The organism is Pontivivens nitratireducens, assembly GCF_011290545.1.
GTDB lineage: Bacteria > Pseudomonadota > Alphaproteobacteria > Rhodobacterales > Rhodobacteraceae > Pontivivens > Pontivivens nitratireducens.
In genome coordinates, this window is the sequence record NZ_CP049811.1 from 1,280,570 (window position 1) to 1,304,631 (window position 24,062).

Sequence of the window (24,062 nt, forward strand, 5' to 3'; positions counted from 1 at the left end):
GAAAGCTCTTATTCCTGACGCAACTGTGCCCGGCCCTCAGACGTTGGAGAGGTAGGAGAGACAGGAGGCGGAGATGAGTGATTTTTCCCAAAAGACCAGTCTGGCGCGGGCCGGGGCGCCCGACCTGACGGCCGGGCATGACCCGGACGGCACGTTGCCGGATTTCCTGCAAAGCACGCCCGACGGGCTGCGATGTGTGGAATGCGGTGCAATTGCTGAGGATGTGGAGCATCTGACGCACAAGGACGACTGCCCCTACGCCGCCTGAGCAAGTCGCGCCGCCGGTGGCGGCGGCGCGACTAGGGGATCAAATGCGTTCGATGGCGATGGCGATACCCTGACCGCCGCCGATGCACATAGTGATCAGGCCGTAGCGTCCGCCGGTCCGCTCCAGCTCATAGAGCGTCTTGATCGTGATGATGGCACCGGTCGCGCCGACCGGATGGCCCAGAGCGATCGCGCCGCCGTTCACGTTGACCTTGGCCGGGTCGAGGCCCAGGCCGCGATTGACTGCGATGGCCTGTGACGCGAATGCCTCGTTCGATTCGATCACGTCGAAATCGGAGCCCTTCAGGCCGGTTTTAGCCAACAGGTTCTCGACGGCCGGAATTGGCCCGATTCCCATCACTTCGGGGCGCACACCTGCATGGGCGTAGCCTACGATGCGCGCGCGCGGGGTCAGACCCGCTTCCTTTGCCGCATCTGCGGTTGCAAGCACCATCGCCGCCGCGCCGTCATTGATGCCCGACGCGTTGCCCGCCGTGACCCGGCCGTCCTTACGAAACACCGGGCGCAGACCGGCGAGAGTCTCAGCCGTGCTTGCCTTGGGATGCTCATCCGTGTCGAAGGCGACGGTGTCACGCTTGACCTTCACATCGACCGGCACGATCTGATCCTTGAAATAGCCTTTCGCGATGGCGTTGGCCGCACGCTCCTGCGATTGCAGGGCGAAGTCGTCCATCTGCTCGCGGGTCACGTCGTGCTCATCCGCGACGTTTTCCGCCGTCACACCCATATGGCCGGTGCCGAACGGACAGTTCAGCGCGCCCAGCATCATGTCCAGTGCGCGGGTATCGCCCATCTTCTGGCCCCAGCGGGCCTCGGGCAGGATGTAGGGCGAACGGCTCATGTTTTCCGCACCACCGGCAACGGCGAAATCGGCGTCCCCCAGCATCAGCGATTGCGCTGCCGAAACAATGGCCTGCGCGCCCGAACCGCACAGACGGTTCACGTTCATCGCGGGGGTCGTGTCGGGGATGCCAGCCTGCATTGCGGCCACACGGCTGAGGTACATGTCGCGCGGTTCGGTGTTGATGACGTGACCGAAGACGACATGACCGATGCGGTCGCCCTCGACACCGCTGCGCTCCAGCGCTGCCTTGGTTGCTATAGCGGCAAGATCGATCGGCGGGGTGGAGGCCAGCGCGCCGCCGAAGGTTCCGATTGCGGTGCGTGCACCGCCCAGGATGACGATTTCTCGGGTCATAGACGTTTCCTTCTGTTGTCTTTGCGCGCACGATGCCCATCGACCGGCTCAGGTCAAGTCGAATGCGGCGTCAGGATCATCGCTGGCCGGCAGCTTGGACCATGCGGGTCAAGGCTATCACCATCAATTCGTCTGATCGGACAGTCTGCCAACCCGGATTTGGTCTGCCCGCGTAAATCCTGGCCGCGTCAATGGCGGCATGGACAGCGCACCGCGAAATGTTAGGTTCGCAAGGTAACCTTTCGAAAGGGCCAGGTCATGACAAAGTTCGGTATCAGCCAATCCGTGCGACGCAAGGAAGACAACCGCTTCCTGACCGGACAGGGCCAATATGTCGATGATCTCTCGATCGGGGCGGATGCCTTCGCCGTCTTTGTCCGGGCGCCTGTCGCGCATGCCGATATCGTGAAGCTGGACACCGCCGACGCATGTGAGGCCGAAGGGGTCGTCGCGGTCTACACTGCCGCCGATCTGGAGGGAAAGCTGAAGAACGCGATGAACTTCGCGCTCGTGAACAACCGTGACGCAACCAAGGCGGCGGCACCGGTACGCCCGATGTTGGCAACCGGGCGCGTGCGCTACGTCGGTGAGGCGGTCGCCGTGGTGATCGCCCGAACCCGTCAGAACGCACTGGATGCCGCGGATCTGGTCGAAGTGGATTATGAGGATCTGCCCGTGCATGTCGCGACTGCCGTGGGGGGTGAGACGATCCACCCCGAGGCACCGGACAACCGCGCCTATGACTGGGCGCATGGTGACGAGGCCGCGACCGAGGCCGCCTTTGCCAAAGCCGCGCGCACGGTATCTCTCGAACTGGTCGATAACCGGGTGATCGCAAATCCGGTGGAGCCGCGCGGTGCGCTGGCCCGCATGGTCGATGGCCGTCTGCATTTTACCGTGAACGGTCAGGGTGTCTGGGGGTTGCGCGACAATCTGGCGCGCAAGCTGGGCATGGACAGGACGCAGGTTCGTGTCACCAACCCGGATGTCGGGGGCGGTTTCGGGATGAAGAGCTTCGATTACCCCGAATATTTCGTTCTGGCCTTTGCCGCGCGCGAAACGGGACTGGCGTTGCGCTGGATGGCGGATCGGGGCGAGGGGCACCTGACCGATGCCGGGGGCCGCGATCTGGTCACGACGGCTGAGGCGGCCTTCGATGCGGATCACAAGCTGCTGGCCCTTCGGTTTCACACGATCAGCAATCTGGGTGCCTACAATTCGCCTCACGGCCAGTTGATCCAGTCCGAACTGGCGTTGAAGGTCATGCCGGGAAGCTATGACGTGCAGACCACGTTTTTCCACGTCGAAGGGGTTTATACGAACACAACGCCGCTGGATTCCTATCGCGGCGCCGGGCGGCCCGAGGCGATCTATGCGGTGGAGCGGCTGATGGATCAGTGCGCACGCGAACTGGGGATCAGCCCGGTCGAATTGCGGCGGATAAACTTCATTCCGCGCGACAGCTTCCCCTATACCTCCGCCAGTGGTGAGACATACGACGTCGGTGATTTTCACAAGGTTCTCGACCGCGCCCTGCGCGAGGCGGATATCGACGGGTTCGAGGAGCGTCGGAAGCAGAGCGCGCAGGCGGGTAAATATCGCGGATTGGGACTGGCCTATTATATCGAGTCCATCCTCGGCTCGCAGGATGAGACGACGAAGATCGAGTTCGACGACGACGGCCGCGTGAACCTCTATGTAGGCACCCAGTCGAACGGGCAGGGGCATGAGACGGTCTTCGCCCAGATCCTGAATGAGCGGGCCGGCATTCCGTTCGATCGTATCAGTTTCGTTCAGGGCGACAGCGACCGCATCGCGAAGGGCGGTGGCACCGGCGGCTCCCGCTCCGTCACCATGCAGGGCAATTCCATCAATGCTGCCGCGGACGAAATGATCCGCCGCTTCCGCCCTCTGGCGGAGGAGGAGCTGGAGGTTGCGGGCGCCGATCTGAGATTCCAGAACGGCGCCTTCCAGATCACAGGCACCGACAGATCCATCAGCCTGATGGAATTGAGCGATGTCGCCCGCAAGCGCGGCAAGGCCGACCTGCTGGTCACCGAACTGGAAAACACGGTCGGGGGCCGCTCCTATCCCAACGGGGCGCATTTCTGCGAGGTCGAGGTCGATCCCGATACCGGCAAGACGCTGGTCGTCAAATACACCGTGGTGGATGATTTCGGCGTGCTGATGAACCCGATGCTGGCCGAGGGGCAGGTGCATGGCGGCGTCGCGCAGGGCATCGGGCAGGCGATCACCGAACAGGTGGTTTATGACGCGGACGGGCAATTGCTGTCAGGCAGCTTCATGGATTATGCGATGCCGCGTGCCTACGACGTGCCGTGGATGGATTTTCACGCGGAACTGGTCCCCTCCACCGCGAACGAGATCGGTATGAAGGGCTGTGGCGAAGCGGGAACTGTCGGAGCGCTGGCCGCCGTGACAAATGCCGCACTGGATGCGGTCTGGGATGCGGGCGTGCGGCATGTGGACATGCCGATCACCCCGGTGCGTATGTGGAGCTGGCTCAACGCCGCCCGGATCGCGGCGGAATGATCGCTAGACGCTGAGGAGCCAACCCTGTGTATCCTCATGCAAGGCGAACTGGCGCCCCATCTGATCGGCGTGCAGTCGGGCAAGGGGAAACTGGACGTTCCCGGCACCGACATCCGTGAACGTGCCCTCGCCGCACAGCGCGGCCCACAGATCGTCCTGCCAGCGGAACCGCTCGCTGCTCATCGTCAGCGTCACTTCGCTGTCGTGTACAGTTAGCGTCAGCAATCCGCCGAAAGGCATCGCCGTGTCCGCGCACAGCAGTGACAGGGCGAGCAGTTTTGCCTGCGGACGGGACATCGCCGCCGTCTGATCCACCCAGCTGAATTTCAAACGGGATCGGTTGAAGGTCTCCTCGAACACCTGCCGCAGATCCTCACCCCGGCTGACCGCGTCTGGGGATGCGGCACCGAACGCGATGCGAAACAGCCTGAGTTTCAGGCCCGCCGCCCTTGCGCTTTGCCCGATCAGGCCCATTTCGGCGGAGTGTGAGGTGCCGGACAGCGCAGTCATCAGCTCGACCCCATTGTCGATCGCGCCGATGGGGCTGACCAGATCATGGCAGATACGCGATGTCACCAAGCCGATCAGATCGTCCTCGATCCGCGAGGAGATGTTTGAGTTTTGAAGCAGGGGTGCAGTGGCCATGAATGAATTCCTCGAACCGGGCGCGCTGGTGCGCCATCCTGATGAGCCGGACTGGGGTATCGGCCAGGTGCAATCCGTGATCGGGCAGAAGATCACTGTAAACTTTCAAAATCGCGGCAAGGTGGTGATCGACGGGTCGCGCATCGTCCTCCACCAGATCCACGATCAGCTATAACGTGGATCCAATCTTACACGATATGCTTAACAAAAAGTGCACAAAAGGTTAATGCGCAGCCCTGCGGCGCTTTTGCCGGCAGGTGACCTATCGCGTTGAAGTCGGCGCGTGGTCCTAATAGGTTCCCCTCGACTGCCGGAGCGCATACCGGCGCCAGTACGGATCCTATGATGAAGGTCGATGCCAAGCGATTTCAGGTAAGGCTCGCCCGTGACGAAGGCGAGATCCGCGCCGCTCAACGTCTCAGATATACTGTGTTCGTTGAGGAGATGGGCGCGTCCGCCTCGGCTGAGGAGCACGCCCTGCGGCTGGAGCGTGACCGCTTCGACCCCTTCTTCGACCATCTGTTGCTGATTGATCTGCTTCACCCGGGTGAGGATGGGATAAATGTTGTCGGCGTCTATCGCCTGCTGCGCGGCTCGGTCGCGCAGGCAGGGCCGGGGTTTTACGGCCAAAGCGAGTACGATCTGGAACCGCTGACCAGACTGGGGCGCGAAACGGTCGAACTGGGCCGTTCCTGCGTGCATCCTGACTATCGCGGCGGTGTGGCAATGCATCTGTTGTGGTCCGGTTTGGGCGAATATGTCCTGAGCCACGGTATCGAAGTGCTTTTCGGTGTGGCCAGTTTCCCCGGAACGGATTTGGACGCGGTGGCGCAACCCCTGTCCCATCTGTATCATAGCCATCTGGCCCCACCTGCGTTGCGGGTCCGCACGCTGGCCGATCATTATGTCGAGATGAACCGCATGCCGGCCTCGCAGATCGACGCGCGGCAGGCGATGCGGCAGATGCCGCCGTTGATCAAGGCGTATCTGCGTTTGGGCGGTGTCGTGGGTGAGGGGGCATTTATCGACCACGATTTCAACACCATAGATGTCTGCCTGCTGATGGACACGGCAGCAATGACGGAGCGTTACAAGGACATGTACACCCGCACGACCGGAAAAGGCATTGCGTGAGCACGTGGGACGAAGCTGAGCCGCCGGCACCTCCGCCCACCGGCCCGTTGCGCGCCGTCGTCGCAGCCCTGCGCGGGGTATTGCTCATCCTGTGGCTGGTGCTGGCGATCGCGATCTATCTGCCCTTGAAATGGGTGCAGCCTTTGCTGGGGGGCATGCGTCCTCGCTATGCCGTCATGCGGTTGTGGGCCCGGGGCAGTCTGCGCTTGATCGGGTTGCGGCGGATCGTGCACGGCACCCCCCCGCCCGACGGGGCGGCGCTGGTTGCCAATCACTCCAGCTGGCTGGACATCATGGCGTTCTGTTCCATCGGGCGCACGGTCTTCGTCGCGAAGTCCGAGGTCGCGGACTGGCCTGCTATCGGGTGGTGTGCCCGCATGATGGACGCGATGTTCGTCGAACGCAGGTCCAGCGCAGCGGCCAGGCAGAAGCTTGAAATGGCCGAGCGTCTGGCGCAAGGGCAGCAATTGCTGTTCTTCCCCGAGGGGACCAGCACCGACGGCCAGCGAGTCCTGCCCTTCAAATCCCCGCTGTTCGCCGCATTTGCAGACATGGAAAGCAGCGTCAAGATTCAGCCGGTCGCCGCGATCTACGTGCCCGCGCCGCACCTGCCGGCAACGTTCTATGGCTGGTGGGGGGATATGAGCCTGGGAGGCAGTTTGTGGACCCTGCTGGCGCATTCCTATGGCGGCACACTGCACCTCAGCTTCGCGCCCGCTGTCGAAGCCGCTGATTTCGCGGGCCGCAAGGAACTGGCGCGCCATTGCGGTGAGCAGGTTCGCGCGCATTGGGCCCTTTATTCCCCTGCGGGGCAGGCGATCACGATTAGCTGAGCGTCTTAATACGCAACTGGGACGCTGCATCAGGCGTTCTACCTGATATTTGACCTAATATCGGGAGGTTCACAGGTATGAGATCCACACTCAAGACTTTGCTCGCCAGCACGGCATTGCTGGCCGTTGCCGCACCTGCATTTGCGCAGGATGTCGCGTTGGTCATCGGAAATTCAGACTACGCCAACGCCGATGATGTGACTTCGCGTGAGCATGACCGGCTGGTCGATGCCTATCGCGCGGCTGGATTTGACGTGACACAGGGCGAGGATCTGACGCGTACACAGCTGTTCAGCCTGCTGGGTGGCTTCATGGACGATATCGACGGGGCGGAACGGATTGTCGTCCACCTCAACGGGCACACCGTCACAACGGATACCGAAAGCTGGTTCATGCCCGTCGATATCAACGGTGACAGCGTGGTGCGAATCGGGCTGACCGCGCCGACGATAGATTTCTTCGTGTCGCTGGTGGACGAGGCCGAGGAACTGGGCGTCGTTTTCGTTGGCAGTGACGACGATGGCGGATTCGAGGGCGAAGGCTATGAGGCGGGTATCGGGCGTCTGTTCGCCCCGCGCGATACGATGGTCGTCACCGGATCAATCGCGGGCGTGTCGTCGCTGGTGCGCAACACCGCGTTGGAGCCGGGAATGACAATGCGTGAGATGGGCAATGATCTGCCCGACGATCTGAACCGCTTTGGCTTTGCACCGCGCGATGCCGTTCTGGTGGAAGAGCGGGTAGAGCCTGCCCCACTGCCCGCGGCCCAGCCGGAGCCTGCGACTGTGACTCCGCAGCCGCAGCCTGAAGTTGAGGAAAATCCGGCGGAGGCGCGGGAGCAGCAGCTGAATCTGGAGCGGAGCGAACGGCGCCAGATCCAGCAGAATCTAGTGGCACTTGGATACAACACGCGCGGCGTTGACGGTATCTTCGGGCCCGGATCGCGCAGTGCCATCGCGGCATGGCAACAGTCCGAGGATTTCACGGCGAGCGGGTTCCTGTCACGCGGTCAGATCGACCTGCTGGGCGTTCAGGCCGACAATGCGCGCGCCGAGCAGGAGGCCGCTCAGGCAGCCGAACAAGCGGAGAGGGAGCGTGAGGATCGCGCATTCTGGGATGCGACAGGGGCAAGCGGAGAAGAGGCCGCGTTGCGCCGCTATCTCGACTCGTTCCCCAACGGCGTTTTCGCCGAGCGCGCCCGCAGCGAGCTGAACGCGATCGAGGCCGAGAACAACCGCGCGAATGCGAACGCAAACGTGAATGCGGCCTGGCAGCGGGCCCGGAACGCGAACACGATCGAGGGGTACGAAACCTTCGTCGCCAACTTCCCGAACAGTGAGTTCGCTGCAACCGCCCGTGCTCAGATCGAGACTTTGCGGGCCTCGCAGGAAACGCAACAACCCGACCCGGCGCAGGACCCGCAAGCGACCGAGCAGGCACTGGGCCTGAACTCGATCAACCGGGCGCTCGTCCAGATCCGCCTGCAATCGCAGGGCTATTCCGTGGGCAATATCTCGGGCAGTTTTGATGAGACGACACGTCAGGGTCTGCGCCAGTTCCAGCGCGATTTCGGCTTGAACGCGACCGGATATGTCGATCAGGCAACCGTGCGTCAGTTGATCACGCTGGCCGGAAACTGATCCCTGCCTGCGATGCACAGCGAAAGGGCCGCTCCATCAGGAGCGGCCCTTTTATATTTGTGTCGTATTTGTAAGTGTGTTCAGCAACCGCAGGCTGTCCAGCCAATTGTGCAGATCTGGCCGCGCAGCTCAGGCGGGAAGCAGGGCGATCAGCCCTGACGTGCCTTGAAACGAGGCTGGGTCTTGTTGATCACGTAGACTCGACCCTTGCGGCGCACGACACGACAATCGCGGTGGCGCTGCTTCAGGGAGCGAAGCGAGTTCTTGACCTTCATGGCATCTCTCCAATTTCAGCGGCGCGAGCGGACCCGGCGCCTCGGTTGCGATGACCACTGTCGCGTATCGGCAGCGGCGGAATGGATGGTGGGCGTAACAGGGATTGAACCTGTGACCCCTTCGATGTCAACGAAGTGCTCTCCCGCTGAGCTATACGCCCATCCGTCCGACCGGGAAGTTGCCCCGCCGGAATTGACGCGGTAATTGCCACGAGTCGGGGGGGTCGTCAACCGCACTTTTGCACCCGGCGGCGATGTTTCTGGAAGCGGCGGCCCCACCCCGACCGTTCGGGGGAGGACACGGAGGTTTTACCGGGGCGCTGCGCACGCAATGTCGAATATCGCTTCGCGTGCCTTTCAATCATGCAAAACCCCCCTACGCTTAGGTCTTCCAAAGGGGAAATCACAAGGTTTGGAGGTAACAAACCGATGAATACCACGTCAGAGCCGAGCTTTCGCCAATCCGTCGATATCATGTTCAATCGCGCGGTCGCGCTGATGGACCTGCCCTCCGGAATGGTTGAGAAGATACGCGTGTGCAACGCGACATATACCGTCCGGTTCGGCGTGCGCCTGCGCGGCGGCATCCAGACCTTCACCGGATATCGCGCGGTACACTCGGAGCATATGGAGCCAGTCAAGGGCGGCATCCGCTACGCCGGAAACGTCAATCAGGATGAGGTTGAGGCACTGGCCGCGCTGATGACTTACAAATGTGCTCTTGTCCAGACGCCGTTCGGCGGCTCCAAGGGGGGCGTGGCCATCAACCCGCTGGACTGGAATGAGGAGGAGCTGGAACGGATCACCCGCCGCTTCGCCTACGAACTGATCAAGCGCGACATGATCAACCCCGCGCAGAACGTTCCGGCACCCGACATGGGCACCGGCGCGCGCGAAATGGCCTGGATCGCGGATCAGTACCGCCGCATGAACACGACCGACATCAACGCGCGGGCCTGCGTCACCGGAAAACCGCTGAACGCCGGCGGCATTGCCGGCCGGGTCGAGGCGACGGGGCGCGGCGTGCAATACGCACTGCGCGAATTCTTCCGCCATCCGCAGGACGTGGCAAAGGCTGGCCTGTCTGGCAAGCTGGACGGCAAGCGCGTCGTCATCCAGGGGCTTGGCAATGTGGGCTATCACGCGGCGAAGTTCCTTGAGGAGCAGGACGGTTGCTGCATCACCTGCATTGTCGAGCGGGACGGCGCAATCATCTGTGACACCGGTCTGAAGGTCGAGGACGTGCGCAACCACCTCAGGGAAACCGGCAGCGTCAGGGGCTTTCCCGGTTCCAAGTTTATCGAGAACGGCGCGGCCGGGCTGGAACTGGAATGCGATATCCTGATTCCCGCGGCGCTGGAGGGGGTCATCAACCTCGACAATGCCGAGCGAATAAAGGCCGCCCTGATCATCGAGGCCGCGAACGGCCCCATTACCGCCGGTGCCGACGACATTCTGCGTGAGCGGGGAACGGTCATCATCCCTGACATGTACGCGAATGCGGGCGGTGTGACGGTCTCCTACTTCGAGTGGGTCAAGAACCTGAGCCACATCCGCTTTGGCCGGATGGAGCGGCGTCAGGAGGAGGCGCGCCACGAATTGCTGGTCGACGAGCTGGAGAAGGTAAAGACCGCAGGCGGCAACAATCTGGTCCTGTCCGAGAACTTCAAGAAGCAATACCTGCATGGGGCGGGGGAGTTGGAGCTGGTCCGCTCCGGCCTCGACGATACGATGCGCGACGCATATCAGTCCATGCAGGCGATCTGGCACGAACGGGCGGATGTGAAGGATCTGCGCACCGCGGCCTATCTGGTCAGCATCCAGCGTGTCGCCGCGAGCTATGCAACCATGGGGCTGTAGGAACGACCTTGTGACCGGGGCTGGCCGAGCGTGGGGCACCCCCTCGCACGGCCGGTTCATCGCGGGTTTTGCGGCGAAATAGCGTGCACGCACAGATATCTGGTCCGACGGCGAAATTCAGGATAGGGTGAGGGCAGGGCATACCGTGTCACTCATAAGATCGGATGCCGGAGCAGAGTACCGCGGCAGTGTGAGGCAAGCCGATGACCGATATGGTGTTCGGAGCGCAGGACGCGCCCGAAGAAGAACCGATCCTGTCGCATTGGTGGCGGACCGTGGACAGGTGGACCCTGTCCGCCGTGGCGATCCTGTTTCTGGTCGGATTGCTGCTGGGCCTGGCCGCGTCGCCGCCGCTGGCTGCACGCAACGGGCTGGATCCTTTTCACTACGTTACCCGTCAGGCGGTGTTCGGTGTGATGGGCATGGGGACGATGCTGATCGTGTCGATGATGAGCCCGCGCCAGATTCGCCGGTGGGCGACATTGGGCTTTGCCGGGGCGTTCGTGGCGATCCTGTTGCTGCCGGTGCTGGGCACGGATTTCGGAAAGGGCGCGGTGCGCTGGTACTCGTTGGGGTTTGCAAGCGTGCAGCCGTCCGAGTTCCTCAAGCCGGTCTTTGTCGTCTTTGCCGCATGGTTGATGACAGGGTCGATGGTGCGCGGCGGTCCGCCGGGCAAGACGCTGTCCTTCGCGGTCGCGCTGGCGGTGACGGCCTGTCTGGCGCTGCAACCGGATTTCGGACAGGCCAGCTTGATCCTAGCGGCATGGGGCCTGATGTATTTCGTGGCCGGTGCGCCGATGCCGCTGTTGCTGGGGCTGGCGGGCGCGGTGGTTGCGGCAGGAACCTTCGCATACGAGAATTCCGAGCACTTCGCCCGGCGCATCGACGGCTATCTGACGCCGAACATCGACCCCAACACCCAGATCGGCTACGCAACCGCCGCCATCCGCGAGGGGGGCTTTCTGGGCGTCGGCATCGGAGAGGGGCAGGTAAAGTGGCGCCTGCCCGACGCGCACACCGATTTCATCATTGCCGTCGCGGCGGAGGAATACGGCCTGCTGCTGGTCTGGATCATCATCGGCCTGTTCGGGTTTGTCACCTTGCGCGCGCTGTTTCGGTTGAGCCGTGAACGTGATCCGTTCATTCGCCTTGCCGGAACCGGTCTGGCGGCATTGTTCGGAATGCAGGCAATCATCAACATGGGGGTGGCGGTGCGTCTGCTGCCCGCAAAGGGGATGACGCTGCCCTTCGTCAGCTATGGCGGATCATCGGTGGTTGCGGCGGGAATCGCGCTAGGCATGTTGATGGCGCTGACACGTCGTCGCCCGCAGGATGATTTCGGTGATCTGGTTGGGTTCTCACGCGATCGGGCCATTTCGGGTTGAGTCGGGTCTGGTCGAATGCTTGAGGCGGTCGCCTCCGACGGGGATATTTGAAGAAAGTGAAGGGGGCGGGATGAAACCGCGCAAACTGGTGATCGCAGCGGGCGGTACGGGGGGACATATGTTTCCCGCACAGGCCCTGGCGGAGGAGATGCTGCGGCGGGGCTGGCAGGTGTCGCTGTCAACCGATGCACGGGGTGCACGATATGCCGGGGCGTTTCCCGATGCCGTCACGCGTGAGGTCGTGCGCGCCGCAACGCCTGCACGGGGCGGGTTGCGGGGTAAGCTGACGGCCCCCCTGTCGATCGCGCGGGGGGTCTGGGACACCTGGCGCGCGATGCGCAGGGACCGGCCTGCCGTTGTCGCCGGCTTTGGCGGGTATCCTGCCGTTCCCGCGATGAGCGCCGCGAAGATGCTGGGCATACCCACGTTGATACATGAGCAGAACGGCGTGCCGGGCCGCGTGAACCGGCTGTTCGCGCCGCGCGTCGATATCGTTGCCTGCTCGGTCGAGCCGACGGTTTTGCCCAAGGGGGCGAAGGCGGAGCATACAGGCAACCCGGTGCGTGGATCGGTCTTTGCCATGGCGGGCGCGGATTACGATCTGGCCCGATCCGATACGCGAAACGTGCTGGTGATCGGCGGATCACAGGGGGCCGCGATCCTGTCACGGGTCGTGCCTGCGGCGCTGGCCGCGCTGCCGGATGAATTGCGTGCGAAGCTGAAGGTTGCGCATCAGGCCCGTGGCGAGGATGAGACCCACGTGCGCGGGGCCTATGCCGCCGCCGGTATCGAAGCGGATGTGCGGAGCTTTTTCGACGACGTTCCGCAGCGTCTGGCCGACTGTCATCTGGTGATCAGCCGTGCGGGCGCGTCCTCCGTCGCGGATATCGCGGTGGTCGGGCGCCCCTCGATCCTGATCCCCTATGCGCTGGCCACCGACGACCATCAGGCGGCAAATGCACGTGGACTGGTCCAGGCGGGTGCGGCGCTGATGATACGTGAGGATACGCTTGACAGTGGTGGCCTCTCGACTGAAATCGCGGCAATACTCGGCGACCCGACGCGGGCGGCGTCCATGGCGGAGGCGGCGCGGAATGTCTCACGCCCCGATGCGGTGCAACGCCTGGCCGATCTGGTCGAACGCATGTCTAAAGGAACCGCCACATGAGCGAACGCCCCACACGATTGCCGCAGGATATCGGCTCTATCCATTTCGTCGGACTGGGCGGTATCGGCATGTCCGGCATCGCCGAGGTGATGCTGAACCACGGCTACAAGGTTCAGGGGTCGGATCTGAAGGACGGCCCGATTCTGGAGCGGTTGCGCAGCAAGGGGGCCACGACTTTCATCGGCCAGTCCGAGGACAACCTGACCAACGCGGAGGTCGTCGTGATCTCCACCGCGATCAAGAGGGGCAACCCGGAACTGGACGGCGCGCGTAAGCGGGGTCTGCCCATCGTGCGGCGGGCGGAAATGCTGGCCGAACTGATGCGCCTGAAGTCCAATGTCGCGGTGGCGGGCACGCATGGCAAGACGACGACGACGTCGCTCGTATCGGCCATTCTGGATGCGGGTGGGGTCGATCCGACGGTCATCAATGGCGGGATCATTCACGCCTACGGCTCAAACGCGCGGATGGGGGCCAGCGACTGGATGGTGGTCGAGGCGGATGAGAGCGACGGCACTTTCCTGAAACTGCCCGCAACCATTGGGATCATTACCAATATCGACCCCGAGCATATGGACCACTACGGCAGCTTCGATGCGATCCGCGCGGCGTTCGACAGCTTCGTGTCGAACATTCCGTTTTATGGCGCGGCGGTAATCTGCATCGACCATCCGGAATGTCAGGCCTTGAAGGGGCGGGTGCAGGACAAGCGGGTCATCACCTACGGGTTCAGCCTGCAAGCAGATATCTGCGCGGTGAACCTGAGCTATGACGGGCCAGTCGCCTGTTTCGACGTGATCGCGCGGCACCGTCATGGTGAGCGCCGGATCGAAAACCTGCGGCTGCCCATGCCGGGCGATCACAACGTTCAGAACGCGCTGGCGGCCATTGCCGTGGCGCTGGATCTGCAAATTCCCGATGATGCAATCCGCAAGGGGTTAAGCGGTTTCGGCGGCGTGAACCGACGCTTCACCCATGTGGCCGAGGTTGGCGGCATCACCATCATCGACGATTACGGCCACCATCCGGTCGAGATTTCCGCCGTGTTGAAGGCCGCGCGCAACTCCACCAAAGGCAAGGTCATCGCCATCCACCAGCCCCACCGTTACAGCCGCGTCGAAAGCCTGTTCGACGAGTTCTGCACCTGCTTCAACGAGGCGGACGTGGTTGCGATCTCCTCCGTCTACGCAGCCGGAGAGGATCCGATCCCCGGTGCCGATCAGGGCGCCCTAGTCGAGGGGATCGCGGCGCATGGCCACCGCGACGTGCGCGCGCTGGACGCGCCGAAGAGCATCCCCGCTTTCGTGCGTGAGGTGGCCGAAGCCGGGGACATGGTCGTCTTCCTGGGTGCGGGGACCATTACGCAATGGGCGCATGCCCTGCCGCGCAGCCTGACCTGAGGGCGGATCATGAGCCTGATCGACCGATTGCCCCCGATACGTGGCCGCTACATGCCGGACCGCGACATGTCCGCGATGAGCTGGCTTCGCACTGGTGGCCCGGCTGACGTTCTGTTCATGCCGGCGGATGTGAACGATCTGGCCGGGTTTCTGCGCGATTGTCCCGATGACGTGCCGCTGCTGCCGGTCGGCGTCTGCTCGAACATGATCGTGCGCGACGGCGGTGTGCGCGGCGTAGTGATTCGCATGGGGCGCGGCTTCAACGAAGTGGACATCGCCGACGGGCAGGTCCGCGCCGGATGTGCGGCGCTGGATGCGCAGGTGGCCAAGCGCGCGGCGGAGGCGGGGATCGACCTGACATTTCTGCGCACCATCCCCGGTGCCATCGGCGGCGCGGTGCGGATGAACGCGGGCTGTTACGGCACCTATACCGCCGATGCGGTGGTGGAGGTGGACGTGCTGCTGCGCGACGGGTCGCGGCAGACCATCGCGGGGGGCGATCTGGGGTTCGGCTATCGATCCTCCGCCCTGCCGGACGGGGCGATCGTGGTGTCCGCCCTGCTGCGCGGCCCTGCTGGCGATCCGGATGCGCTGACCGCCAAGATGACCGAGCAACTGGCCAAGCGCGCCGACAGCCAGCCGGTGGACGATCTGTCGTGCGGTTCGACCTTTCGCAACCCGGCGGGATATTCCTCAACCGGGCGCGACGACGATGTGCACGATCTGAAGGCGTGGAAGGTGATCGACGATGCCGGATGCCGGGGCCTGACCCTGGGGGGCGCGATCATGAGCCCCAAGCATCCGAACTTTCTGGTCAACACGGGCACCGCGACCTCCGCCGATCTGGAGGGACTTGGCGAAGAAGTGCGAAAAAGGGTTTTGGACCACTCGGGCATTGAGCTAGAGTGGGAAATCATGCGGATAGGCGAACACGTCGGCGCATGACGGCGACCCCGGACCAACCGGGGCGACCATTTGAGTGAGGCGGGTATGTCGAGCAGTGGACAGCCCCGTATTGCGGTCCTTCTGGGCGGCCCTTCGGCGGAGCGTGACGTATCGCTCGTGTCCGGTCGGCTGTGCGCGGACGCATTGCGGGAAGACGGTAGCGAAGTATTCGAAATCGACGCAGGCCCGGACCTGGTGTCGGATTTGCAGCGCATCAAACCTGATGTTGTGTTCAACGCCCTGCACGGGCGCTGGGGCGAGGATGGTTGCGTGCAGGGGCTGCTGGAATGGCTGCGCATCCCTTATACGCATTCCGGGGTTCTGGCCTCGGCGCTCGCCATGGACAAGCTGCGGACCAAGGCCGCCTATCGCCGGGCCGGTCTGCCGGTGGTTCCCGACCGGCGCGTGACCAAGGCGGAGGCGATGGACGCGCATCCGATGGACCCGCCCTATGTCATCAAGCCCTATAACGAAGGGTCCTCCGTCGGCATCTATATCGTGGATGAGGGCGCGAACGGTCCTGCCGTGATTGATGAGAAGATGCCCGACATGCTGATGGCCGAACAGTTCGTGCCGGGGCGTGAGCTGACCGTTTCAGTGCTGGATGCAGGCGGACCGGTGCGCGCGATGTGCGTGACGGACATCATCAGCAATACCGGCTGGTACGATTACGAGGCGAAATACGGCGATGGCGGCTCGCGCCACGTTCTGCCCGCCGACCTGCCGGATGAAATCACGGCGCTGTGTCGCGATTACGCCCTGCGCGCGCATCAGGTGCTGGGCTGTCGTGGTGTCTCGCGCACCGATCTGCGCTGGGACGAAAGCCGGGGCGCCGACGGCCTGTTCCTGCTGGAGACGAACACCCAGCCGGGCATGACGCCGACATCCCTCTCGCCCGAGCAAGCCGCGCATGAGGGGATTGCCTTCGCGCAGTTGTGCAGGATGCTGATCGAGGATGCTTCATGCGACAGGTAAAGAGAGATTACGCGCCCTCGCGGTTGCGCTATCGCCTGGCGCGGTGGTGGCTGTCGCCCCGTGTGCGCAGAACGGTGACGCGCTGGGTTCCGCTGGGGGCGCTGGCCGGAATCGTGGGGCTGGTCGCGACCGATCCCGCCAATCAGGCCTACGCGGTGGAACGGTATCAGCAGACCTGGGCCTATATCGAGGCCCGCCCCGAATTCGCCGTCACCGGTGTGCGCATCGACGGTGCGGGTCCGGTCCTGTCCGACAGGATTCGGGCGGCTCTGGCGGTGGACCTTCCGGCAAGCTCCCTGACGCTGGATCTGAACGCCGCCCGTGATCGGGTCGAGGGCCTGCCACCCATCGCCAGCGCGCAGATCGCCGTCGGCGCGGATCGCCAACTGGTCGTTCGCGTCCGCGCCCGCACGCCGGTGGCGGCGTGGCGTCGCGCGGACGGGCTGTGGCTGCTGGATGCCGAGGGCGTCGTGATCGGATCGCTGGAAAGACGAGACCTTCGTTCGGACCTGCCCCTAGTCGTGGGGCGAGGGGCGCAGCGGCATGTTCGCGAGGCCCTTGCCCTGGCCGAGGCTGCCGGCCCGCTGGCAGCACGGATCGAGGGTGTCGTGCGTGTGGGCGAACGGCGCTGGGACGTGGTGCTGGACGACGATAAACGGATCATGCTGCCCGAAACGGGGGCTGTGGACGCGCTGATGCATGTGCTGGCCTTGCAGTTGAGCGAGGAAGTGATGGAACGCGACGTGGCCGTCTTTGACATGCGCAACCGTGCGCGCCCTACCGTGCGGCTGGGCGAACACGCTGTTCATGAAATGCGGCGCCTGCGCGCCATGGAATCGGGGGAAGACGCGTGAGTGACAGTGACCTTTTCATCAGCCAGCGCATCATGCGCGCCCGCCGCGAAAGCGCGCTGCGCAAGGGGCTGGTCGCGATCGTCGATCTGGGTTCGTCCAAGATCACATGCCTGATCCTGGCCATCGACCCGGCCCTGTTGCGCGCGCCGCGTGCCGACGGGGTCGGGCGGCTCGATGGTCATGCGGGGCTGAAGGTGATCGGTGCCGCCACCACCCGCTCGCGCGGTATCGAATTGGGTGAGATCGCCTCGATGGAGGAGGTGGAGCGTGGTGTGCGCACCGTCATCCAGTCGGCGCAGAAGATGGCAGAGGTCCGCGTGGACCACGTCATCGCGTGCTATTCCGGCGGGCAGCCCCGCTCCTACGGGCTGCTCGGCACGGCGGAGGTCGAGCATGGCGAGGTCAGCGAAAGCGATATCGGCGCGGCGCTGGCCGATGGTGAAATTCCCGATTACGGCGCCGCGCGTGAGGTGATCCATGCGCTGCCGGTGAACTTCACGCTGGACCATCGCACCGGCCTGACCGATCCGCGCGGCCTGACGGGCGCGCAGTTGAGCGTGGACATGCACATGATGACCGTCAGTCAGGAAAGCATCCTGAATCTGGTGCAGGTCATGCGGCGCTGCGATCTGGAACTGTCGGGGCTGGTGCATTCCAGCTACGCCGCCGGGCTGGCGGCGATGACCGAGGATGAGCTGGAACTGGGCGGCGCGTGCATTGATCTGGGCGGCGGCTCGACCGGGTTGTCGATCTTCATGAAGCGTCAGATGATCTATTCCGATGCGGTGCGGCTGGGTGGCGATCACGTCACGCTCGACATCTGCAAGGGACTGGAGATTTCCGCGCAGACGGCGGAGCGGATCAAGACCGTGCATGGCGGACTGGTCGCTACCTCCCGCGATGATCGCGACCTGATCGAATTGCCGCGCGACAGCAACGATCACGCACCGGGGAGACAGATGATTTCACGCGCCGAACTGATCGGCGTCATGCGCCCCCGCGTCGAGGAGATTCTGGAGGCCGCGCGCGACCGTCTGGACGCGGCGAGTTTTGAGCATATGCCGGGACGGCGCATCGTGCTGACAGGCGGGGGCAGCCAGATTCCGGGGCTTGAGGAGATCGCGACCCGTATCCTCGGCCGTCAGGTGCGTCCGGGGCGTCCACTGCGCATCCCGGGATTGCCACAGGCCCAGACGGCGGCGCAGTTTTCGGCCGCCGTCGGCATGGCATTGCATCTGGCCAAGCCGCAGGACGAATGCTGGGATTTCGAAATGCCCGCGGACCGAACCGGAAAACAGCGGATTCGCAAGGCGATGCGCTGGTTTCGCGACAACTGGTAGGTGCAGGACCGCAGACCAAACGCTGCGCGGCCGCACGGCGCACGCATCCAGGTGCCATTTCGGCGGAGTTTCGCCTATCTGATCCACCTGAGCGATAACTTCGCAGCGTGTCATCAGGATTTTAACCTATTAATCCGTGACCGATTCAACCCTATGGGTTACGCTAACGAATCAGTAGGGTGCCCCTGACAAATGAGGGCCCCGCTGTAGGTAGAGCAGAGCAAACACAGGCGGATTACACCATGAGTCTGAATCTTCGGATGCCCGAGCAGACCGAGCTGAAGCCGCGCATCCTCGTCTTCGGCGTGGGCGGTGCGGGCGGCAACGCGGTCAACAACATGATCGACAAACAGCTCGAAGGTGCTGAATTCGTCGTCGCGAACACCGATGCGCAGGCGCTGACACAGTCACGCGCGCAACGTCAGGTCCAGCTCGGCGCGCTGGTGACGGAGGGGTTGGGCGCTGGCGCCAAGCCGACCGTCGGCGCCGCCGCAGCCGAGGAGAGCATCGAGGAAATCGTCGATCACCTCGCCGGATCGCATATGTGCTTTATCACTGCCGGCATGGGCGGCGGAACCGGTACGGGCGGTGCGCCGATCATCGCGCAGGCCGCGCGGGAGATGGGCATCCTGACCGTTGGCGTCGTGACCAAGCCGTTCCAGTTCGAAGGCTCGAAGCGGATGCGTCAGGCGGATGAGGGCATCGCCGAGCTGCAGCAGCATGTCGATACGCTGATCATCATTCCCAACCAGAACTTGTTCCGGCTGGCTAACGAGAAGACCACCTTCACCGAAGCGTTCATGATGGCCGACGACGTGCTGTATCAGGGCGTAAAGGGCGTGACCGATCTGATGGTGCGTCCGGGCCTGATCAACCTCGACTTCGCGGATGTCCGGTCCGTTATGGATGAGATGGGCAAGGCGATGATGGGCACCGGAGAAGCCGAGGGCGAAAACCGCGCCATCGAGGCCGCCGAACGTGCCATCGCCAACCCGCTGCTGGATGAAATCAGCCTGAAGGGCGCGCGCGGCGTGCTCATCAACGTTACCGGCGGCCCCGACATGACCCTGTTCGAGCTGGATGAGGCGGCAGGTCGCATCCGCAAGGAAGTGGACGACGACGCCAACATCATCGTCGGTTCCACCATGGACCCGTCGCTGGACGGCATCCTGCGTGTCTCCGTCGTGGCAACCGGCATCGAGGCTGTGGCACATGAGAAGCCGCTTCCCGCCGCAGCTTCGCAGCCTGCACCTGCGGCCATTGCCGAGCCTGCACCCCAACCGGTTAACCGGTCGGCTGCGGATGCTGCACCGGCACCCGTTTCGCAGGCAGCCGCCGCGTCGCCCACAACCGTTGCTGATCTGGTCCGCGCCCGTCACGTGATTGCGGAGGAACAGCCGCTGGCACCTGCCTCCGACGCACGGCAGCCTGAATTGCCCGTGCAACAGCCCGCTACCGCAGGCGAGCCCACCGCTGAACCGACACCGGACACGATGCGCCGTCTTCAGGCCGCCGTTGCCAAACAGCCGAGCCATTCGACCCCGCCCCGGCCTACGACCCGGACCGGTGAGGAGCGCAAGCCCGCTTTCGGCATCAACTCGCTGATCAACCGCATGACGGGTCACAGCGATGCGGCCCCGGCGCCGCGTCAACAGCCTGTGGCGGAACGCCCGGCAGCGCCCGCCCCGGCGGCAGCGCCGAAACCGCGCGTGGTGCAAAGCGCCCCGCGCCCGGCGGACCGGCTGGACGATGATGAGCGTCAGCGCATCGAGATCCCCGCATTCTTGCGCCGTCAGGCCAACTGAACCTGACGTCACAACATATCGAATTGAGCCGTCCCGCCATAAGCGGGGCGGCTTTTTCTTTATGAAAACAGGTGTTTGTCTTCGAGCGCTCATCATGTGACATAAACCGTCACATTCATTGATTTGCCGGTCTGAGGCGCAAAAGGCTATTACTTCGTTACTACCCAGGGAACGACAGACGCGCAGAGCGTTAACGATCGGACGACGAAGAGCGTCACAGTGGGAATGAGGCAGATATGCAATCGATCTATCAGACGACCTTGCGTCGGCCAGTACGCATTCAGGGCATCGGACTTCACTCCGGCGTCAGTTCGACGCTGTGCATCCGCCCTGCGCCCGCCTTTCATGGAATTTGGTTTCGCCGCACTGATTTGATCGGTGTCGACACGATGATCCCGGCAAGCTGGGATTCGGTCAGCGATACGATGCTCAACACCCGGATTTCGAACGCGGCTGGCGTCACCGTCTCCACGATCGAGCATTTGATGGCGGCGCTTCAGGGCACCGGTATCTCGAACGCGCTGATCGAGGTGGACGGACCGGAAGTGCCCATCATGGACGGCAGTTCCGCGCCCTTCGTGCGCCACATCCTGGCCGCCGGCTTCGCTGAGCAGATGGAGCATCGCAGCGTTCTGCGTATCCTCAAGAAGGTCGAGTTGATCGAGGACGCGGCGCGCGCATCGCTCGAACCCGCGCGCCAGTTCGAGGTGGATTTCCACATCGATTTTCCCGGCACGGCGATCGGACGGCAGGCCAAACGCCTCGCCGTGGTGAACGGCGCGTTTGTCGAACACCTGATGGACAGCCGGACTTTCGTGCGCAGCGGCGATGTCACCCGCCTGCGTGAAAACGGTCTGGCGCTGGGTGGCTCCCACGCGAATGCGGTGGTGGTCAACGGCAACGTCGTCGAAAATCCGGAAGGGTTCCGTCACCCGGATGAGGCCGTGCGGCACAAGATGCTGGACGCGGTCGGTGATCTGGCCTTGGCCGGTGCGCCGATCATCGGAAAGTATACCGGGATCCGTGCGGGTCACGGTGTCACCAACCGACTGTTGCGCAAGCTTTTCGCCACACCCGGTGCATATCGGCTGGACAGTTGTGCCGCCACGGATGTGGACGGCCTGCCCGGCGTCGCGCGGGGCGAGGAGGCCCTGCGGCGCATCGCCTGATCGCGGTGCGCAGGCGGCCTTTCCCCTTGGTTTCGATCTATGCTATTGCTCGTGAAACTGGGTGCCGCGGCGCTCGTGAGGACAGTTAGGATCGTCGAAGATGATGCGTGCTATGACATTGCTCAGTGCATTTTTGGTTACGGCCACACTCTCGTCCTGTGGCGTTTTCAGCAGTGAAGAAGAAGTTCCCATCGAAGCCCGCTCCGCGCAGGAGATTTTCGATATGGCCCAGGCGGATCTGGACCGCGGGGCGGAGCGTGAGGCCGCGCGGACCTTTAGTGAGGTCGAGCGGCTGTATCCCTATTCGCAATGGGCCAAGCGCGCGCTGATCATGTCCGCCTTTTCCTATTACGAGGCCACGGATTTCGTCGAGGCGCGTTCGGCGGCGGAACGGTTCATCAGTTTCTATCCCGCCGATCCCGATGCCGCATATGCGCAATATCTCATCGCGCAAAGCTGGTACGATCAGATCAACGATGTGGGTCGCGATCAGGGCAACACGCTGGAGGCCTTGCAGGCGCTGCGCGTTCTGATCGAGCGTTACCCCAACTCCGAATACACACGTGAGGCGGAATTGCAGTTCGACCTCGCCCTCGATCACCTCGCCGGCAAGGAGATGGAGGTCGGGCGCTATTACCTCAAGCGGGGTCAGTACATCGCCGCCATCGGTCGGTTCAAGGCCGTGGTGGATGAGTATCAGACGACCTCGCACACGCCCGAAGCGTTGCACAGGCTGGTCGAATCCTATCTGGCGCTGGGTCTGGATGATGAGGCGATCAAATCGGCCTCCGTTCTGGGGCACAACTTTCCCGGCTCCGAGTGGTATGCGGACAGCTACCGATTGCTGGAAACCGATGGTGCGCTGAATGCCTCGGACGAAGGGGGTGTTCTGGGCCGCATCTATCGGCAGGTGATCCTGGGCGAGTGGCTATAAGCTCATGCTGTTGAGCCTTGCGGTTCGTGACATCATCCTTATCGACCGGCTGGATCTGACCTTTCGCCCGGGGCTTAACGTGCTGACCGGGGAGACCGGGGCCGGCAAGTCGATCTTGCTCGATGCGCTCGGCTTTGCTTTGGGGCATCGCGGGCGGGCCGATCTGGTCCGCAGCGGGGCGGAGCAGGGCGAGGTCGTGGCGGAGTTCGACGTACGCGGCAATGCGACCGTGGCGGATGTGCTGGCGCAGGCCGGTCTGCCCGGCGACGAAGACAGCCTGTTGATCCGACGCACGAACACCCGCGATGGGCGCAAGACTGCTTGGGTCAACGACAGCCGATGCAGTGGTGAGGTTCTGCGCACCCTGTCCGCCGCTTTGGTGGAAATCCACGGCCAGCATGACGACCGCGGCCTGCTGGACCCCAAGGGCCACCGCGATCTGCTTGATGACTACGCCGGGTCCGCCCCCTTGGTTGAGGCGACGCGCGCAAGCTGGCTCGCCCTGGCCAAGGCACAACGGGCATTGCGGGAGGCTCGTGCGCAGTTGGAGGAGGCGCGAAAGGATGAGGAATTCCTGCGCCACGCCATCACGGAGCTGGACAGCCTAGACCCGCAAAAGGGTGAGGACGCCGAACTGGACATCGTGCGCCGGCAAATGCAGGCGGCGGGACGGCTGCGGGAGGATGTGCAGCGCGCCGACACCGCCATCGGTCCGCAGGGCGCGGAGGGTCCGCTGAACGATGCTTTGCGCTGGATTGAGGGGGCGGCGGCCGCGCTGGACGGTCTGGCCGATCCCTCCGTCGCGGCCCTGGAACGGGTGCTGTCGGAACTGTCCGACGCGCAATCAGGTGTCAGTGCGCTGCTGGATACACTCGATTTCGATCCGCTGGAACTGGAACGGATCGAGGAACGGTTGTTCGCGATCCGTGGCCTGGCCCGCAAGCACGGCATTCTGGCGGATGATCTGGCCGCTTTTGCCGAAGATATGCGGAGCAAGCTGGTCGAGATTGACAGCGGCGCCGATCAGATTGCCGGGCTGGAGGCTGACCTGACCCGCGCACAGCACGATTTCGACACGGCGGCGCAGGCATTGCACGCACATCGCGTCGCGGCAGCCGCCCGGCTTGACGCGGCCATGGCGGCGGAACTGGCCCCGTTGAAGATGGAGCGGGCGGTCTTCGCGACGGAAATCACGCAAGCCCCCCCTTCAGCCGAGGGCACGGATACCGTCGTCTTCACTGTCGCCACGAATCCCGGTGCCCCCTCCGGCCCGATCAACAAGATCGCCAGTGGTGGGGAGCTGTCACGGTTCCTGCTGGCGCTCAAGGTCTGTCTGACGACACGGGCAGACAGTCTGACGATGATCTTCGATGAAATCGACCGTGGCGTCGGCGGGGCGACGGCGGATGCGGTCGGGCGCAGGCTCAGCTCCATCGCGCAAAAGGCGCAGGTTCTGGTCGTCACCCACTCGCCCCAGGTTGCGGCGCGGGGCGGGCATCACTGGCGGATTGCGAAATCGGTCACGGACGGGATGACGACGACGGATGTCACCCCCTTGGGGCCCGAGGAACGGGTGGATGAAATTGCCCGGATGTTGTCAGGCGACCGTGTGACGGATGAGGCGCGGGCCGCCGCGCGGACCTTGCTGAGCGATTGAGGCC

Annotated in this window: 21 protein-coding genes and 1 tRNA gene; 18 read left to right on the forward strand and 4 right to left on the reverse strand. The window is 63.7% G+C overall.

Annotated elements, in window-relative coordinates:
• Positions 1-73: 73 nt before the first annotated feature.
• Positions 74-268, forward strand: a complete 195-nt coding sequence (locus G8E03_RS06280; RefSeq protein ID WP_166189855.1) for a hypothetical protein — start codon at positions 74-76, stop codon at positions 266-268.
• A 39-nt stretch (positions 269-307) separates the two neighbouring features.
• Here the strand turns inward: G8E03_RS06280 and G8E03_RS06285 are convergent, their stop codons facing one another.
• Entirely contained in the window at positions 308-1,486 is a 1,179-nt protein-coding gene (locus G8E03_RS06285) for an acetyl-CoA C-acyltransferase family protein (protein WP_166189857.1), read from the reverse strand.
• 258 nt (positions 1,487-1,744) lie between these two features.
• Between G8E03_RS06285 and G8E03_RS06290 the strand changes: the two genes are divergently transcribed.
• Positions 1,745-4,039: a xanthine dehydrogenase family protein molybdopterin-binding subunit gene (locus tag G8E03_RS06290; RefSeq protein ID WP_166189860.1), complete on the forward strand. Its 2,295-nt coding sequence runs from the start codon at positions 1,745-1,747 to the stop codon at positions 4,037-4,039.
• A 3-nt stretch (positions 4,040-4,042) separates the two neighbouring features.
• On the opposite strand, the gene G8E03_RS06295 is transcribed toward G8E03_RS06290, so the two are convergent.
• On the reverse strand, positions 4,043-4,684 hold the full coding sequence (locus tag G8E03_RS06295; RefSeq protein ID WP_166189862.1) for a histidine phosphotransferase family protein: 642 nt from the start codon (positions 4,682-4,684) through the stop codon (positions 4,043-4,045).
• On the opposite strand from G8E03_RS06295, the gene G8E03_RS06300 reads away from it, so the two are divergent.
• The 4 genes from G8E03_RS06300 (at position 4,683) to G8E03_RS06315 (ending at position 8,291) form a co-directional block, all read left to right on the forward strand.
• Entirely contained in the window at positions 4,683-4,859 is a 177-nt protein-coding gene (locus G8E03_RS06300) for a DUF3553 domain-containing protein (RefSeq protein ID WP_166189864.1), read from the forward strand. The genes G8E03_RS06295 and G8E03_RS06300 overlap by 2 nt on opposite strands.
• A 170-nt stretch (positions 4,860-5,029) precedes the next feature.
• Positions 5,030-5,818 (forward strand): L-ornithine N(alpha)-acyltransferase, encoded by a 789-nt coding sequence (gene olsB, locus G8E03_RS06305; RefSeq protein WP_166189866.1) that lies wholly within the window; start codon positions 5,030-5,032, stop codon positions 5,816-5,818.
• A complete protein-coding gene (locus G8E03_RS06310) occupies positions 5,815-6,651 on the forward strand; it encodes a lysophospholipid acyltransferase family protein (protein WP_166189868.1) in 837 nt (278 codons plus the stop codon). Before olsB ends, G8E03_RS06310 begins: the two co-directional genes overlap by 4 nt.
• A gap of 77 nt (positions 6,652-6,728) precedes the next feature.
• Positions 6,729-8,291, forward strand: a complete 1,563-nt coding sequence (locus tag G8E03_RS06315; RefSeq protein WP_166189870.1) for a peptidoglycan-binding domain-containing protein — start codon at positions 6,729-6,731, stop codon at positions 8,289-8,291.
• A gap of 149 nt (positions 8,292-8,440) precedes the next feature.
• Here the strand turns inward: G8E03_RS06315 and ykgO are convergent, their stop codons facing one another.
• On the reverse strand, positions 8,441-8,566 hold the full coding sequence (gene ykgO, locus G8E03_RS06320; protein WP_024810264.1) for a type B 50S ribosomal protein L36: 126 nt from the start codon (positions 8,564-8,566) through the stop codon (positions 8,441-8,443).
• A gap of 86 nt (positions 8,567-8,652) precedes the next feature.
• Positions 8,653-8,727 (reverse strand) — tRNA-Val (locus G8E03_RS06325).
• Between the two features lie 268 nt (positions 8,728-8,995).
• On the opposite strand from G8E03_RS06325, the gene G8E03_RS06330 reads away from it, so the two are divergent.
• The 12 genes from G8E03_RS06330 to recN all read left to right on the forward strand — a co-directional run bounded on the left by G8E03_RS06330 (position 8,996) and on the right by recN (position 24,058).
• Positions 8,996-10,426, forward strand: coding sequence for a Glu/Leu/Phe/Val family dehydrogenase (locus G8E03_RS06330; protein WP_166189872.1), 1,431 nt, complete (start codon positions 8,996-8,998; stop codon positions 10,424-10,426).
• Between the two features lie 203 nt (positions 10,427-10,629).
• Complete coding sequence (locus G8E03_RS06335) at positions 10,630-11,811, forward strand: peptidoglycan glycosyltransferase FtsW (RefSeq protein WP_166189874.1); 1,182 nt, start codon at positions 10,630-10,632, stop codon at positions 11,809-11,811.
• A 70-nt stretch (positions 11,812-11,881) separates the two neighbouring features.
• Positions 11,882-12,979, forward strand: coding sequence for an undecaprenyldiphospho-muramoylpentapeptide beta-N-acetylglucosaminyltransferase (gene murG, locus G8E03_RS06340; protein WP_166189876.1), 1,098 nt, complete (start codon positions 11,882-11,884; stop codon positions 12,977-12,979).
• Positions 12,976-14,379 carry a UDP-N-acetylmuramate--L-alanine ligase gene (murC, locus tag G8E03_RS06345; protein WP_166189879.1) on the forward strand — a complete coding sequence of 468 codons (1,404 nt, stop codon included), beginning with the start codon at positions 12,976-12,978 and terminating at the stop codon, positions 14,377-14,379. Before murG ends, murC begins: the two co-directional genes overlap by 4 nt.
• A gap of 18 nt (positions 14,380-14,397) precedes the next feature.
• Positions 14,398-15,324, forward strand: coding sequence for a UDP-N-acetylmuramate dehydrogenase (murB, locus tag G8E03_RS06350; RefSeq protein WP_166193934.1), 927 nt, complete (start codon positions 14,398-14,400; stop codon positions 15,322-15,324).
• A 45-nt stretch (positions 15,325-15,369) separates the two neighbouring features.
• Positions 15,370-16,299 (forward strand): D-alanine--D-alanine ligase, encoded by a 930-nt coding sequence (locus G8E03_RS06355; RefSeq protein WP_166189881.1) that lies wholly within the window; start codon positions 15,370-15,372, stop codon positions 16,297-16,299.
• Positions 16,287-17,153: a cell division protein FtsQ/DivIB gene (locus G8E03_RS06360; protein WP_166189883.1), complete on the forward strand. Its 867-nt coding sequence runs from the start codon at positions 16,287-16,289 to the stop codon at positions 17,151-17,153. Before G8E03_RS06355 ends, G8E03_RS06360 begins: the two co-directional genes overlap by 13 nt.
• Positions 17,154-17,185: 32 nt before the next feature.
• Positions 17,186-18,493: a cell division protein FtsA gene (gene ftsA, locus G8E03_RS06365; RefSeq protein WP_166193937.1), complete on the forward strand. Its 1,308-nt coding sequence runs from the start codon at positions 17,186-17,188 to the stop codon at positions 18,491-18,493.
• Positions 18,494-18,735: 242 nt separating this feature from the next.
• Entirely contained in the window at positions 18,736-20,298 is a 1,563-nt protein-coding gene (gene ftsZ / locus G8E03_RS06370) for a cell division protein FtsZ (protein WP_166189885.1), read from the forward strand.
• A 236-nt stretch (positions 20,299-20,534) separates the two neighbouring features.
• Positions 20,535-21,467: a UDP-3-O-acyl-N-acetylglucosamine deacetylase gene (gene lpxC / locus G8E03_RS06375; protein WP_166189887.1), complete on the forward strand. Its 933-nt coding sequence runs from the start codon at positions 20,535-20,537 to the stop codon at positions 21,465-21,467.
• A gap of 100 nt (positions 21,468-21,567) precedes the next feature.
• Positions 21,568-22,401 (forward strand): outer membrane protein assembly factor BamD, encoded by an 834-nt coding sequence (locus G8E03_RS06380; protein ID WP_166189889.1) that lies wholly within the window; start codon positions 21,568-21,570, stop codon positions 22,399-22,401.
• Between the two features lie 4 nt (positions 22,402-22,405).
• Positions 22,406-24,058 (forward strand): DNA repair protein RecN, encoded by a 1,653-nt coding sequence (gene recN / locus G8E03_RS06385; protein ID WP_166189891.1) that lies wholly within the window; start codon positions 22,406-22,408, stop codon positions 24,056-24,058.
• Positions 24,059-24,062 lie beyond the last annotated feature (4 nt).

Excerpts from the sequence above, each read along its gene's own strand:
- ftsA (WP_166193937.1), top strand. The coding sequence starts at position 17,186 with ATGCGCGCCCGCCGCGAAAGCGCGCTGCGCAAGGGGCTGGTCGCGATC.
- olsB (WP_166189866.1), top strand. The coding sequence starts at position 5,030 with ATGAAGGTCGATGCCAAGCGATTTCAGGTAAGGCTCGCCCGTGACGAA.
- G8E03_RS06300 (WP_166189864.1), top strand. The coding sequence starts at position 4,683 with ATGAATGAATTCCTCGAACCGGGCGCGCTGGTGCGCCATCCTGATGAG.
- recN (WP_166189891.1), top strand. The coding sequence starts at position 22,406 with ATGCTGTTGAGCCTTGCGGTTCGTGACATCATCCTTATCGACCGGCTG.
- G8E03_RS06295 (WP_166189862.1), bottom strand. The coding sequence starts at position 4,684 with ATGGCCACTGCACCCCTGCTTCAAAACTCAAACATCTCCTCGCGGATC.
- G8E03_RS06380 (WP_166189889.1), top strand. The coding sequence starts at position 21,568 with ATGATGCGTGCTATGACATTGCTCAGTGCATTTTTGGTTACGGCCACA.
- G8E03_RS06280 (WP_166189855.1), top strand. The coding sequence starts at position 74 with ATGAGTGATTTTTCCCAAAAGACCAGTCTGGCGCGGGCCGGGGCGCCC.
- G8E03_RS06315 (WP_166189870.1), top strand. The coding sequence starts at position 6,729 with ATGAGATCCACACTCAAGACTTTGCTCGCCAGCACGGCATTGCTGGCC.
- murG (WP_166189876.1), top strand. The coding sequence starts at position 11,882 with ATGAAACCGCGCAAACTGGTGATCGCAGCGGGCGGTACGGGGGGACAT.
- ftsZ (WP_166189885.1), top strand. The coding sequence starts at position 18,736 with ATGAGTCTGAATCTTCGGATGCCCGAGCAGACCGAGCTGAAGCCGCGC.
- G8E03_RS06335 (WP_166189874.1), top strand. The coding sequence starts at position 10,630 with ATGACCGATATGGTGTTCGGAGCGCAGGACGCGCCCGAAGAAGAACCG.
- murC (WP_166189879.1), top strand. The coding sequence starts at position 12,976 with ATGAGCGAACGCCCCACACGATTGCCGCAGGATATCGGCTCTATCCAT.
- G8E03_RS06285 (WP_166189857.1), bottom strand. The coding sequence starts at position 1,486 with ATGACCCGAGAAATCGTCATCCTGGGCGGTGCACGCACCGCAATCGGA.
- ykgO (WP_024810264.1), bottom strand. The coding sequence starts at position 8,566 with ATGAAGGTCAAGAACTCGCTTCGCTCCCTGAAGCAGCGCCACCGCGAT.
- lpxC (WP_166189887.1), top strand. The coding sequence starts at position 20,535 with ATGCAATCGATCTATCAGACGACCTTGCGTCGGCCAGTACGCATTCAG.
- G8E03_RS06290 (WP_166189860.1), top strand. The coding sequence starts at position 1,745 with ATGACAAAGTTCGGTATCAGCCAATCCGTGCGACGCAAGGAAGACAAC.
- G8E03_RS06360 (WP_166189883.1), top strand. The coding sequence starts at position 16,287 with ATGCGACAGGTAAAGAGAGATTACGCGCCCTCGCGGTTGCGCTATCGC.
- G8E03_RS06355 (WP_166189881.1), top strand. The coding sequence starts at position 15,370 with ATGTCGAGCAGTGGACAGCCCCGTATTGCGGTCCTTCTGGGCGGCCCT.
- G8E03_RS06330 (WP_166189872.1), top strand. The coding sequence starts at position 8,996 with ATGAATACCACGTCAGAGCCGAGCTTTCGCCAATCCGTCGATATCATG.